Below are 13,731 nucleotides of genomic sequence, written 5' to 3' on the forward strand. Positions count from 1 at the left end.
ATATCACGCCCTAACCGGAGAAAGCATCGTGGAACAGTTTGACGTTGTCATTATTGGCGCAGGCGCGGCGGGATTGTTCTGCGCGGCGCAGGCGGGACGGCGAGGGCTGCGCGTGCTGCTGCTCGACAAGGGTAAAAAGGCCGGTCGCAAAATATTGATGTCCGGTGGAGGCCGCTGCAACTTTACCAATCTAAATACCGAGCCCGCAGCCTATTTGTCGCAAAACCCGCATTTCTGCAAATCTGCGCTGGCGCGATACACCCAATGGGACTTCATCAGTCTGGTGAACCGCTACCAAATCGCCTACCACGAAAAAACCCTCGGTCAGCTCTTTTGTGATGATTCCGCCCAGCAGATCGTCGATATGCTGACGACTGAATGCGAGGAGGCCAGCGTGACCATACGGCTGCGCAGCGAAGTGATCTCAGTGGAGAAAGTGGACAAGACCTTCATTTTGCAATTGGACGGCGGCGTCACACTGCATTGCGTCTCATTGGTGATTGCCAGCGGCGGTCTGTCCATGCCGGGGCTGGGCGCGACGCCATTCGGCTACCAGTTGGCGCAGAAATTCGGGCTGAACGTTTTGCCGACCCGTGCCGCGCTGGTGCCATTTACGCTGCATAAACCCTTGCTGGAACATTTGCAGACATTATCAGGCATCTCTTTGCCCGCCCAGATCGCCGCGGAAATTGGCGTCGCCTTCCGGGAAAACATTCTGTTTACGCATCGCGGTCTCTCCGGCCCGGCGGTATTACAATTATCCAGCTATTGGCAACCCGGTGAGTTCGTCACCCTTAATTTACTGCCTAATCACAATTTATCCGCGTTGATCAATGATGAACGTCTGTCCCACCCCAATCAAAGCCTGAAGAACACGTTGGCTCAGTGGCTCCCCAAACGTCTGGTGGAATGCCTGCAAACGCTGGGGCAGTTGCCGGATATCACGCTGAAACAGTTGACCCCTACCCAGCAACAGCAAATTGAAACCAACATCCAGCAGTGGCGGATACAGCCCAACGGTACGGAGGGCTATCGCACGGCCGAAGTCACGCAGGGCGGGGTAGATACCCGAGAGCTCTCCTCCAAAACGATGGAAGCCAACAAGGTGCCGGGGCTCTATTTCATTGGCGAGGTGGTTGACGTCACCGGCTGGCTCGGCGGCTACAATTTTCAATGGGCGTGGAGTTCAGCTTGGGCCTGCGCGCAGGCGCTGCCCGAATCGCGCAACTGAAGGAAAAGGCTATTTATTAAGCAGGTCTGACCCTCTATGCGGAAAAAAAGGCCATTTAGAGAAAAGTTTAGAGAAAATAGCATTGAATTCAGATCGCTGACACATTAAGAATACGTAATATTTTTTATCGCATCGATGAGCTTACTACCACAAACGACTCACGTATCCTGCTAAAGACATGGAGCCGCCTAATAAGGAGATGCGGATGAAATTAAAAGTGGGCGAACATCATTATAATGGATTGCCATTATTGATAGCCGGGGTATTACCTTTATTGCTCGGATTGCTGTTTACCTATGTCGAATCTCGCGTGATGGTCAAACGCGACCTCGAATCCATCGCACGCATCGCTTTGCATCATGTAGAAAATATTTCGCAACAGGCTTGGGAGATGGTCGGCCATCTTCAGAACTTTCGTGGACGGTCTTGCGACAACATCCATGCCGAGTTACAGCGTCTGGGTTCCGTTTTCTCCTATTTCCGCGCTATCGGCGTTATCGATCATTCAGAAGTCTATTGTTCATCAACTTTCGGCAATGCACAGACTTCGCTTACCGACGTCATTCAACAACCGTTACCCTCTCCCCTTCCTGAAAAATGGAGTCTGTCGATTGCCGTTTCAAAAAACGTTACAAGCAGGCCGGCGCTGATATTCGTCCATATGCAACCTAATGGTTATGGCGCTTATGCTATGGTTGAGGCGCAATACCTGAGTGATGTGATGGATGCGGTAGCCCATGCGCGGGGCTATCAACTCTCATTGAGGTTAGAAAACGGCTATCCGATTCAGGTTGGCCCAACCATCAAATCTGAATCAGGTCCGTTTCCCACCTCCGAAATTGGACTCAAATCAGATCGGTTTCCTATTACCATCCGGGCCGTGGCCCCGGCTGCCGAATCCATTCGCGCCTGGAAGCAGATATTTTTCACCTTTTTACCCATGTCCCTCATTCTGTCGCTGTTTTTCGTCGTCACTATATGGTACCGGCAAAAACGGAAACTCCTGTTCCGCGACGAAATGAGAAAAGGGATCGTAAGAGACGAATTTTCCGTCTATTATCAGCCGCTCTATAATGTAACGACGCAATCCTGCAACGGTGTGGAAGCGCTCATGCGCTGGCGGCGTAATAACGGCCAATGGATAAAACCGGACATTTTTATTGCAGCCGCCGAAACGGAAGGGATGATCATTCCCATCACCCGGCACTTATTTAAGCTGGTGGCGGAAGACATTAATAGTTGGCAAGTCAAACCCGGCTTCCATCTGAGCCTGAATGTCGCAGCAGAGCACATACAGCACCCCGATTTCATTTCAGACGTACGCGCCTTCAAAAAAAAGATTTCCGTCCATCAAATTAGCATCACGCTGGAGTTGACAGAGCGTAGCCTTATCAGCAACGGCCCCGACGTTATCCAGCGGCTCCATCAATTACGATCGGACGGATTCATTATAGCGATTGATGACTTCGGTACAGGCCATTGCTCCCTTTCCTATCTGCAAAATTTCCCGCTGGACTATCTAAAAATCGATCGCGGGTTTGTGAGTGCAATCTCCTCATTAGACGAGGAAGCTCCGATACTCGACGCCATCATCAATTTGAGTCATCGCATGAATCTTAAAATGGTCGCGGAAGGTGTAGAAACCACACAACAGTTGGCTTATCTAAGGCAGCGCGGTGTTATTTGCATACAGGGTTTTCTGTATGCCAAACCAATGGACAACGCGTCTTTACTCATCTGGCTTCATTACAATAGCAATAAACCGATAGCTGACTTAACAATACAAAACAGCGCTGATGGTGAGTAACGACAATAGAGAGAAACGTGAATAACCGGCAGAGGGGGTTCTGCCGATTAAACTAGCAGGAGAAAATCAGTAACGAGGGCCTACGCCAACACTAAAAATCTCAACGCGGTTGTCATGAATTTTCGTGCCTTAATAACCAATATCAATAGCCCATAAATGCTGACAATATCGTTAAAACGATAAGACGGCCAGCCGTGAGCGAATGATATTTAACCTGATAAGTGTCATGACTTACGTATTGATAATATGCCGTCTCTTTCACGCACTAAATGGTATTTAAGGACGATCAAATAAAATGGGTTATGCTTCACGTTCAAAGCAGGCGTATTTTTAAATTATTTTAATTGGTATCTGACACCCAGGTTTTAACCAGCGGGAAAGTGGGAGAAAATCGGGTAGCATTCAAGAAGAAATAAAGCGGAAGAAAAAATGGTCGGTGAGAGAGGATTCGAACCTCCGACCCCTTCGTCCCGAACGAAGTGCGCTACCAGGCTGCGCCACTCACCGAATGCGGGCGCATATTACTGCTACCCTATTGAGGCGTCAATCCCTTTTTAGAAAAAGGATTACGCCTGTTTGCAAAGTATCCAAACTGCCATCTATCGGCCTTAATCCGGCATCCCTGCCGGGTATTTACATCATCTGGATGGCTTGTTGCACCAGTTGTTTTTCGGATTGATCCCCCCGTCAGGCGAGGTATATCCCAGACATCCCAAAATGGTATCAAACAGCTCTTCATGGCGATGGATTTTACCAACCCGCTGCTGAGCCTTTAGCTGATCAAACGCATTCATGTTGTTGGGTTCAGCCAGAAACTTATCCGATGCCCATACCATCATGGGAGAACGAAATTGTTCCGGCGGCGCCATGTCACGCGGCGTACCATGCAGATGCTGGTTATCGTCAACGGATTCACCGTGGTCGGAAGCATAGAACACCAGCGCTTTTTTATCCCTGACCTGATCGATGACCCGCTGGATAAAGCTATCGGTATACAGCACGCTATTATCAAACGCGTTGATAAGCTGTTCGCGAGAGCAAGAGGCGTCTACCCCCATACACTCCGGCTGATAACGGGCATAGCTGCGGGGATAGCGCATGGAATAAAGATAGTGTGAACCCTTGGTATGCAATACGATCAGATGCTTGCCGGTGGGGTAACGGGCTAAAGAATCCTTTACCTCATCCACCAGCAACATATCATCCACTGACTTGCCATCGTTTTGCTTTTCAGACGCGATCATTTCCCGGAAAGAGTAATTATCCGCCTCAATGCTATTGTAGAACCACACTTCGCTTTGCATCGCGAAAAGCTCAGAGGTGAATCCTAGTTCTTTCATCACAGCGAAAATGTTTTGCTCTTTCAAGGTTCGCTGCGGGTTATCTTCTGTCCCCCCCTCGCGCACGAACATACAGCGCATGGATAGCTTGGTTGAGGTATCACAAGATTGACCGCGGAAAGCAACCAGATTCCGCTCTTTGGACAACTTCGGTGTCGTATTTCGTTCGTATCCCAGTAATCCCATATGGTCCCAGCGGGTTGTTTCACCAATGATGAAAACCACGTAGGTATCCTCAATTCCTTTGGGCGGAATGTAAGTGAACGCCTTACCCGGATCGAAAAGATTTGAAGAGTCCTGACTTTCGTCATATTTGGTATAGGCAAACAAGCCCAGTGCAGACAGCCAGTTGGAGGGGAGGTAAGAGTGCGCAACGACGCCGCCGTAACTGGGGAGATCGACATTGGCGAGCTTTTCAGACACTGATTGGACTTTATCCATATAACGAATTGGCAACCAGACAAGCGCCACCACCACCAATAACACCGCCAAGGGCACCAGGCGCTTCCCCGGCGAAGCCAATTGCTCAATCAGCGTATGGCGTAACGTATTTTTCCAAATCAGAAACAGCGGCAATGCGCTCACCGCGATCATCCACAGCACAAAGTGTAAGCCAACCACTTCTTTAGAGAGGTCAATATCGGTTGTCATGACTGCCGCGATAATTCCGTAGCCAATAACAACGTTGAAAAACGTCATGTAATAACTGGCAGCAACAGAAATCAGAACCAGCAATGATGCAACCACGCGATAAAAGTGGCGACCTCCGAGTGAAATGATGCGCATCAGGAAAAAGGTGAACAATATACAGGCCGTCAGCTCTATCAGCGCAGGAATAAACATTGGAAGCGTTTTGCCTGCGGGAATGGATAAAACATCAAACCGCCGATAAAAAACGGAAAGGTTGAGGAAAAGACCGACATAAATTGCCAGTACAAATGACAACTTCTGGTGTGATAAAGAATGAACAAACTTCATTGCAACAAATGCTCCAGCAAAACTGATCTTATTATCTGAAGCTATACGACAACGGCGCTATGCCGGAGTTCAAACATCGAATAAGAGGGATTTTTTCTTTACATAAAATAACATTATGTAGAAACAGAGACTACCAGATAATAAACGATAATAAGTGTTTATCAGAATTAATATCCATTTACAGACGCCAGAAAGGAGAGTGACTCTGCGCTGCATTTTTCGAGATCCCGGACGCCAGGCGTCTGACATCAAAGCATTGATGTCCATTCCGCCACATGCCACAGCCCTTATCCGTTCCTCTCCACACATTATATTTTAATCCCTTCACCGCCCAGCCGGGCAATAAACTCAACAATAATCGGATGCTGTAAAAAAGCCATGATCTCTTCAGCCCGTTTGGGGCCGATGCCGGGAAATTGCCGCCATTGCGATGTGGTACGCTGTTGTAACTGTAACCAGTTAGTATTTTCCAACGCTTCTCTGGCTAACTTTGGCACCGGGATACCCAGCGCCAATAGCCAACGAGACAGCGGTTGCCGCCGGGCCGTTTGCATACGTTCATAGATATTGTCTCCCCGCTTGTCCCCCACGTCAGCCACCGACTTCAATTGTTCTGATGTCAGCGTTAGCCAGGATAAAACATCATTCAGCATGCCTTTTCTAACCAAACGCTGCCATATGCCTTCGCCGATACCGCTAATATTCAACCCGTGCTCTCCGCTTAGCCAGGTCAACCGGGCGACCATTTGCTGCCGGCAACCCAGGCTGTACTGAAAACAACTGAAAATGTGAAAGTCGCCTGCTTTCGGAAAAATGACCGCCGGACGTTCCGCCACTCGCCAGACAACGCTATCCAACCGGGGGCTCCCGTGTCCGGCCAGACCAATCTTGACCTGATCGCCTGGCAGTACATCCCATTGCTTCCAGCGGGATAGCGAGCCCACATTTACCCGACGAACGATTTTGTCATCCAACTGCAATGGGTGGATATTCAGCACCACAGAAATGTTCCCTGTCCGGCCAACAGAGAATGCAACACCATTGACTTCAGCCACCCGCTGCACCAGCGGATATTTCCAGGCTATGGCCCAATCGGCTGGCCTATCGCGCCAATGACGCCCCTCCGGTTCCTTATTCTGCCGTATCACCACGCCATCCGTTACGAAAGGCAGAGGGGTGCGATACCAGATATCCCGCCATTTTTCAGCCTCCTCGAACGAGGAAATGCGATGGGTGTAGTCAGCTGTCATGCCAAACCCCATGGCGCGTAATGCCTCCAGGCGTTCAGGCAACGTTACCGGGCCATCCGGCCATTCCCAGATAAAAACACCGATGCGCGAGCGTAGAGGAGAAGGCCGGTGCCGACGCATTTCTCCAGCAACCACCGCACGGGCGTTGATTCCGCCTTGCAGCTTCTGCCGATGATCGGTCACGTTAAGAAACAGCTCTCCTTGCAACACTAGTGCCGCCGGGGCGCTTTCCAGTGTTTGGGGGATCGCCGGAATATCCCGTACTTGGGCTGTCCAGTCCTCACCTTGCCGACCATTTCCCCGGCTGATGGCGGATATCAGTTTTCCCTGCTGATAAATCAGCGTTACCGCCACACCGTCTATTTTAGGCTGAACCCAGACATCCCTACGCTGCTGTATCCACTGCGCCAGTTGCCTGTGGTCAGACAGTTTTTTCAAGCCGGTATGTGCCACAGGATGGGCTTGTTTGCCGCTATCGGGCAGTTTGATACGAGCGGCTTCGGCATCTGGCTGGAAACACAACTGCCAATGGCTCAACCGCTCCCTGAGTTGGTCATATACCTCATCGTCAACCAGGCTCTTCCCCAGCCTGTAGTAAGCGTCATCCCAGCTTTCCAACTGTTTTTGTAACGTATCGATTTCTTTATCCGCTCGCGCCAACGACCAATCAGGGCAAACAGGCGCCGCCATCGAGACGCAACAGGTAAACCCGGACAACGCCAGAACGAGTAACCGCCTGAACCCGTGACACATTATGTTCATCTCCAACAGAGAAAGAGCTGCAGTAAAACGCAGTGACAGAGATAAAACGAGTGCGAAAAAGAAAAAATGCAAAGCGTCTCGCAGGATGATTTATCGCTTGCAACCTATGGAAAAAGTGATGGAACGCGATACGCAAATTGAATTAAAGACGTTGGCAGACAAAGCATTTGATGGCATAAGAAAAAACATCCCGCGACGATATTTATCGCAGCGCGACTGATGGCATAACGGTGTGTATACTATGGGAATGCGCATTCTGTCGCATCTGTACCCAAATATTTCATCATGCTGGTCACTATAAGCCTGTCGGCTGAAAGATGACGGGGTATATTCCAATAATCGCAATTAGCAAAATTTCACTATGGCTCAAGGCACGTTGTATATCGTTTCCGCTCCCAGTGGGGCCGGGAAATCCAGTTTGATTCAGGCGTTATTAAAAACGCAGCCGCTTTATGACACGCAGGTATCGATTTCACATACCACTCGAGCCCAAAGGCCGGGAGAGAATCACGGCGAACACTATTTCTTTGTTTCTGTTGACGAATTCAAGCGTATGATTCAGGAGAACGAATTCCTGGAATATGCTGAAGTTTTCGGCAACTACTACGGAACATCCCGGTTGGCCATTGAACAGATATTATCGAGTGGCGTGGATGTGTTCCTGGATATTGACTGGCAGGGCGCTCAGCAAATCCGCACCCAGATGCCGCAGGCGCGCAGTATTTTCATTTTGCCTCCGTCAAAAGAAGAACTGGCGCGCCGTCTGCGAGGCCGCGGTCAGGATAGCGAAGAGGTCATCGCTCGTCGTATGGCGCTGGCGGTGGCTGAAATGACGCACTACAGCGAGTATGATTACTTAATTGTGAATGATGATTTTGATCTGGCTTTACTCGATCTGAAAACCATTATTCGCGCGGAGCGTCTGCTTTTGGGCAGACAAAAAGTACGACATGATGCATTAATCACCAAACTATTGGCAGACTGACGCCTCTTTCAGTATGATGCGCAGTCATTTTATTTCCTGTGGAGTAGCACATTATGGCACGCGTAACTGTTCAAGACGCTGTAGAGAAAATTGGTAACCGTTTTGACCTGGTGTTGGTCGCTGCTCGCCGCGCCCGTCAGATCCAGATCGGCGGAAAAGATCCGCTGGTGCCGGAAGAAAACGATAAGTATACCGTAATCGCATTGCGCGAGATCGAAGAAGGTCTGATCAACGCCCAGATTCTGGACGTTCGTGACCGTCAGGAGCAGCAGGAGCAGGAAGCCGCTGAAATTCAGGCGGTCACCGCAATTGCTGAAGGCCGCCGTTAATTAGACCACGAGTCGCCCTTGTACCTTTTTGAAAGCCTCAATCTGCTGATTCAACGTTATCTGCCGGAAGACCAGATAAAACGTTTACAGCAGGCTTATCTGGTTGCGCGTGATGCCCACGAGGGACAGACTCGCTCCAGCGGCGAACCCTATATCACTCATCCGGTAGCGGTGGCCTGCATTCTGGCCGAGATGCGTCTCGACTATGAAACGCTGATGGCCGCGCTATTGCATGATGTAATAGAGGATACGCCCGCCACCTACCAGGACATGGAACAGCTTTTTGGTAAAAGCGTTGCCGAGTTGGTGGAAGGCGTTTCCAAACTGGATAAACTGACATTTCGGGATAAGAAAGAAGCGCAAGCTGAAAACTTTCGCAAAATGATCATGGCGATGGTGCAGGATATCCGCGTCATTCTGATCAAACTGGCGGACCGTACCCATAACATGCGCACGCTGGGTTCGCTGCGATCGGACAAGCGCCGCCGTATTGCCCGCGAAACGCTGGAAATATACAGTCCGCTGGCTCATCGGCTGGGTATTCACCATCTCAAAACCGAACTTGAAGAGTTAGGTTTTGAAGCGCTCTACCCCAACCGTTACCGCGTAATTAAAGAGGTCGTCAAGGCTGCTCGCGGTAACCGTAAAGAGATGATTCAGAAAATCCTCGCCGAAATTAAGGGGCGCTTAACCGAAGCTGGAATGACCTGCCGGGTCAGCGGTCGCGAAAAACATCTTTACTCGATCTACTGCAAAATGCACCTGAAAGAACAGCGTTTCCATTCGATTATGGATATTTACGCCTTTCGGGTGATCGTTAAAGAAGTAGATACCTGCTATCGCGTGTTGGGCCAGGTACACAGCCTGTATAAACCGCGTCCCGGACGAGTAAAAGACTACATTGCCATCCCTAAAGCCAACGGTTATCAATCGCTGCATACTTCGCTGATTGGTCCGCATGGCGTGCCGGTGGAAGTCCAAATCCGCACCGATGACATGGATCAGATGGCGGAAATGGGCGTTGCCGCGCATTGGGCTTATAAGGAAGGCGAAAGCAGCACCACCGCGCAGGTTCGCGCGCAACGGTGGATGCAAAGCCTGCTGGAATTACAGCAAAGCGCGGGCAGTTCCTTTGAGTTTATTGAAAGCGTTAAGTCCGATCTCTTTCCAGACGAAATGTATGTGTTCACGCCGGAAGGCCGGATTGTGGAATTACCCGCGGGCGCGACGCCGGTGGATTTCGCTTATGCCGTACACACCGATATCGGCCATGCCTGCGTCGGAGCCAGAGTGGACCGGCAGCCTTACCCGCTGTCTCAATCGTTGACCAGCGGACAAACCGTTGAAATCATTACCGCACCTGGCGCCAGACCGAATGCCGCCTGGCTGAACTTTGTGGTCAGCTCTCGTGCGCGCGCCAAAATCAGGCAGATGCTGAAAAATCTCAAACGCGATGATTCCGTCAGTCTGGGACGGCGTTTGCTGAACCACGCGCTGGGCAGCGGTCGTAAGCTGTCGGATATTCCTGCAAAAAACATTCAGCTTGAGCTGGAGAGAATGAAGCTCGCGACGCTGGACGATTTGATGGCGGAGATCGGCATGGGTAATGCCATGAGTGTGGTGGTGGCGAAAAACCTGCTCAACGAGCAATCCCAGTTGGGCAATACCGGGCTGCGCAAATTGCCCATTAAGGGCGCGGATGGCGTGATGATTTCCTTCGCGAAATGCTGTCGTCCTATCCCGGGAGATCCGATTATTGCCCACGTCAGTCCTGGTAAAGGGCTGGTCATCCACCATGAATCCTGTCGTAACATCCGAGGCTACCAGAAAGAACTCGAGAAGTTCATGGCGGTTGAATGGGATAAAGTGACCGAGCAAGAATTTATCGCCGAAATTAAAGTAGACATGTTTAACCATCAGGGCGCGCTGGCTAACCTGACGGCGGCGATCAACGCCGCGAATTCCAATATTCAAAGTATCAATACGGAAGAAAGAGACGGTCGCGTTTACAGTGCGTTTATCCGTCTCACCACGCTCGACCGCGTTCATTTGGCCAATATTATGCGTAAGATCCGCGTAATGCCGGATGTGATAAAAGTTAACCGTAACCGAAATTAACTGTTATGACCCCTCAACGTTATGCACGTATAAGAGAGATGCTGACCTGCCGTCAGCCCGATCTGACGGTTTGCATGGAGCAGGTCCATAAACCGCACAATATTTCCGCGGTGATCCGCACCGCCGATGCGGTTGGGGTTCATCAGGTTCATGCCGTCTGGCCTACCAGCCGTATGAAAACGCTGGTTTCTTCCGCCGCGGGCAGCAATAGCTGGGTTGAGGTCAAAACGCACCGCACCATTCATGATGCCGTCAGCCACCTCAAATCGACAGGCATGCAGGTTCTGGCAACACACTTGTCCGAGCAGGCCGTCGATTTCCGCGACATTGATTACACGCGTCCAACCTGCATTCTGCTGGGACAGGAAAAAACCGGCATTACGGCGCAAGCGCTTGAGCTGGCCGACCGGGATATCATCATTCCCATGACGGGTATGGTGCAATCGCTGAATGTCTCTGTCGCATCCGCCTTGATTTTATATGAAGCTCAGCGACAGCGGCAGATAGCAGGCATGTATCAACGAGACAAGAGCCCGCTGGAGGAGGAAGAGCAGCAGCGGCTGCTGTTTGAAGGGGGTTATCCGGTATTGGCACGCGTGGCCAAACGTAAAAGCTTACCCCGCCCTCATATCGGCAATCACGGCCAAATCGTTGCCGCCGCCACCTGGTGGACGGCGATGCAAGCGTCGGAGTCCTGATGCAAGGCCGCCTGCTGCATACCCAACCGCTAAGCTCGCTAGCTGGCGTGGGTTCCAGTCAGGCAGCAAAACTTGCTCGTCTCGGACTGGAAACCGTCCAGGATTTGTTGCTTCATCTGCCGCTGCGCTACGAAGACCGTACCCACCTTTATACTATCGGCGATCTCCTTCCGGGTATGTACGCCACCGTGCAAGGCGAAGTCCTGCGCAATGACATTACGTTTGGGCGTCGCCGCATGCTGACCTGCCAAATCAGTGACGGCAGCGGTCTGCTGATCATGCGCTTTTTCAATTTCAACGCCGCAATGAAGAACAGTCTGGCTCCAGGCCAGCGCGTCACCGCCTACGGTGAAATCAAGCGCGGCAAAATTGGCGCTGAAATTATCCACCCGGAGTACCGGCTGCAAGGGGATAACACTCAGGTTGAATTACAGCCATCCCTGACACCCGTTTATCCCACAACGGAGGGTGTTCGCCAGGCAACGTTGCGCAAATTAACCGATCAGGCGCTGGCTATGCTGGATGACAATCACATCGATGAGCTGTTGCCAGAAGAACTGAGCCGATCGCTCATCAGTCTGCCGGAAGCCTTGCATATCCTGCACCGCCCGCCGCCCGATATGCAACTCAGCGAGCTTGAGCAGGGTAAACATCCGGCACAGCTCAGGCTTATCATGGAAGAACTGTTGGCGCATAACCTGAGCATGCTGGCGGTTCGTGCGGGTGCTCAGCGTTACCGGGCAATATCGTTGCCAGCCAACGACCAGCTTAAACAGCGCTTGCTCGCCAGCCTGCCATTCTCACCCACACCGGCGCAGGCAAGGGTCGTCGGCGAAATTGAAGCCGACATGACCAACGGTTTTCCTATGATGCGGTTGGTGCAAGGAGATGTCGGGTCAGGCAAAACGCTGGTTGCCGCGCTCGCGGCGCTACGCGCTATCGCAAATGGCAAACAGGTGGCGCTCATGGCGCCTACCGAACTGCTGGCGGAGCAGCATGCGTACAACTTTCGCCAGTGGTTTGAACCACTGGGAACTGAAGTTGGCTGGCTGGCCGGAAAACAAAAGGGAAAAGCGCGACAGGCGCAGCAGGACGCCATTGCCAACGGTCAGGTATCCATGGTGATCGGTACGCATGCCATTTTCCAGCAGCAGGTAAAATTCAATGGGCTGGCGCTGGTGATTATTGATGAACAACACCGTTTCGGCGTGCATCAACGTCTGGCCCTGTGGGAAAAGGGCGAAGAACAGGGATTTCACCCTCACCAGTTGATCATGACCGCGACGCCGATTCCCAGGACGCTGGCTATGACCGCTTACGCGGATCTGGATATCTCCGTCATCGACGAACTGCCGCCGGGAAGAACGCCTGTTACCACCGTGGCGATCCCCGACTCACGCCGTAATGACATTATTCAGCGCGTTAACAGTGCCTGTCAGCAGGAAGGTCGGCAAGCCTATTGGGTCTGTACGCTGATTGAGGAATCCGACCTGTTGGAAGCACAAGCCGCCGAAGCAACGTGCGCGGAGTTGAAAGCGGCTCTGCCCGATCTCTCGGTCGGATTAGTGCATGGTCGGATGAAAGCACAGGAAAAACAGACCGTTATGCAGGCTTTCAAACAGGGTGAACTACAGCTTTTGGTCGCCACCACGGTTATCGAGGTTGGGGTTGACGTCCCCAATGCCAGCCTGATGATTATTGAAAACCCGGAGCGACTGGGGCTGGCGCAGCTTCACCAGTTGCGCGGCCGCGTCGGGCGCGGCGCTGTTGCCTCGCACTGCGTGCTGCTTTATAAGACACCACTCAGTAAAACCGCGCAGAAGCGGCTTCAGGTATTGCGTGACAGCAACGATGGCTTTGTCATTGCGCAACGCGATTTGGAAATTCGCGGCCCCGGAGAACTATTAGGTACCCGTCAGACAGGTAATACCGAATTCAAAGTAGCTGACCTGCTACGCGATCAGGCGTTAATTCCGCAAATACAGCGCGTTGCGCGCCACCTCCATCAACGTTACCCGCAACACGCCAGGGCATTGATTGAACGCTGGTTACCGGAAAGAGCCCGTTATACCAATGCATGAATATCACGTCGTGATACGCCCGCCTGCCGAATAGCCTTCAAATAACCTGTCAGTGCGCGCCAGACAAATTTCATATTATATAGAAACAGTGTTTCGCAAACGTTTGCTTTTGCCAAAGAGATCTTTAAAATTCTTCCTTTGTCATTTCAGGT

The 13,731-nt window shown here is 51.4% G+C and carries 10 protein-coding genes and 1 tRNA gene; 8 read left to right on the forward strand and 3 right to left on the reverse strand.

What is annotated here, in order from left to right; all coding sequences use genetic code 11:
* Positions 1-28: 28 nt before the first annotated feature.
* Complete coding sequence (locus EH207_RS17480) at positions 29-1,231, forward strand: BaiN/RdsA family NAD(P)/FAD-dependent oxidoreductase (protein WP_137715115.1); 1,203 nt, start codon at positions 29-31, stop codon at positions 1,229-1,231.
* Positions 1,232-1,436: 205 nt separating this feature from the next.
* Positions 1,437-3,038 (forward strand): EAL domain-containing protein, encoded by a 1,602-nt coding sequence (locus EH207_RS17485; RefSeq protein ID WP_137715116.1) that lies wholly within the window; start codon positions 1,437-1,439, stop codon positions 3,036-3,038.
* A 430-nt stretch (positions 3,039-3,468) separates the two neighbouring features.
* Here EH207_RS17485 and EH207_RS17490 read toward each other — a convergent pair.
* The 3 genes from EH207_RS17490 to ligB form a co-directional block, all read right to left on the reverse strand.
* Positions 3,469-3,545, reverse strand: a tRNA-Pro gene (locus EH207_RS17490).
* Between the two features lie 131 nt (positions 3,546-3,676).
* Positions 3,677-5,356 (reverse strand): kdo(2)-lipid A phosphoethanolamine 7''-transferase, encoded by a 1,680-nt coding sequence (eptB, locus tag EH207_RS17495; RefSeq protein ID WP_137715117.1) that lies wholly within the window; start codon positions 5,354-5,356, stop codon positions 3,677-3,679.
* Positions 5,357-5,664: 308 nt separating this feature from the next.
* Entirely contained in the window at positions 5,665-7,359 is a 1,695-nt protein-coding gene (ligB, locus tag EH207_RS17500) for an NAD-dependent DNA ligase LigB (RefSeq protein WP_137715118.1), read from the reverse strand.
* A gap of 1 nt (position 7,360) precedes the next feature.
* Here ligB and EH207_RS17505 point away from each other — a divergent pair, with 1 nt between their 5' ends.
* The 6 genes from EH207_RS17505 (at position 7,361) to recG (ending at position 13,579) form a co-directional block, all read left to right on the forward strand.
* Positions 7,361-7,588: a hypothetical protein gene (locus tag EH207_RS17505; protein WP_137715119.1), complete on the forward strand. Its 228-nt coding sequence runs from the start codon at positions 7,361-7,363 to the stop codon at positions 7,586-7,588.
* 141 nt (positions 7,589-7,729) lie between these two features.
* The gene (gmk, locus tag EH207_RS17510) at positions 7,730-8,353 is read left to right on the forward strand and encodes a guanylate kinase (protein ID WP_137715120.1); all 624 of its coding nucleotides are present in this window, start codon (positions 7,730-7,732) and stop codon (positions 8,351-8,353) included.
* 53 nt (positions 8,354-8,406) lie between these two features.
* Positions 8,407-8,682 carry a DNA-directed RNA polymerase subunit omega gene (gene rpoZ, locus EH207_RS17515; RefSeq protein WP_137715121.1) on the forward strand — a complete coding sequence of 92 codons (276 nt, stop codon included), beginning with the start codon at positions 8,407-8,409 and terminating at the stop codon, positions 8,680-8,682.
* An 18-nt stretch (positions 8,683-8,700) separates the two neighbouring features.
* Complete coding sequence (gene spoT, locus EH207_RS17520) at positions 8,701-10,800, forward strand: bifunctional GTP diphosphokinase/guanosine-3',5'-bis pyrophosphate 3'-pyrophosphohydrolase (RefSeq protein ID WP_137715122.1); 2,100 nt, start codon at positions 8,701-8,703, stop codon at positions 10,798-10,800.
* A gap of 5 nt (positions 10,801-10,805) precedes the next feature.
* Entirely contained in the window at positions 10,806-11,498 is a 693-nt protein-coding gene (trmH, locus tag EH207_RS17525; RefSeq protein WP_137715123.1) for a tRNA (guanosine(18)-2'-O)-methyltransferase TrmH, read from the forward strand.
* On the forward strand, positions 11,498-13,579 hold the full coding sequence (gene recG, locus EH207_RS17530; RefSeq protein ID WP_137715124.1) for an ATP-dependent DNA helicase RecG: 2,082 nt from the start codon (positions 11,498-11,500) through the stop codon (positions 13,577-13,579). Before trmH ends, recG begins: the two co-directional genes overlap by 1 nt.
* Positions 13,580-13,731: the final 152 nt, after the last annotated feature.

This window comes from Brenneria rubrifaciens (genome assembly GCF_005484945.1).
Classification (GTDB): Bacteria; Pseudomonadota; Gammaproteobacteria; order Enterobacterales; family Enterobacteriaceae; genus Brenneria; species Brenneria rubrifaciens.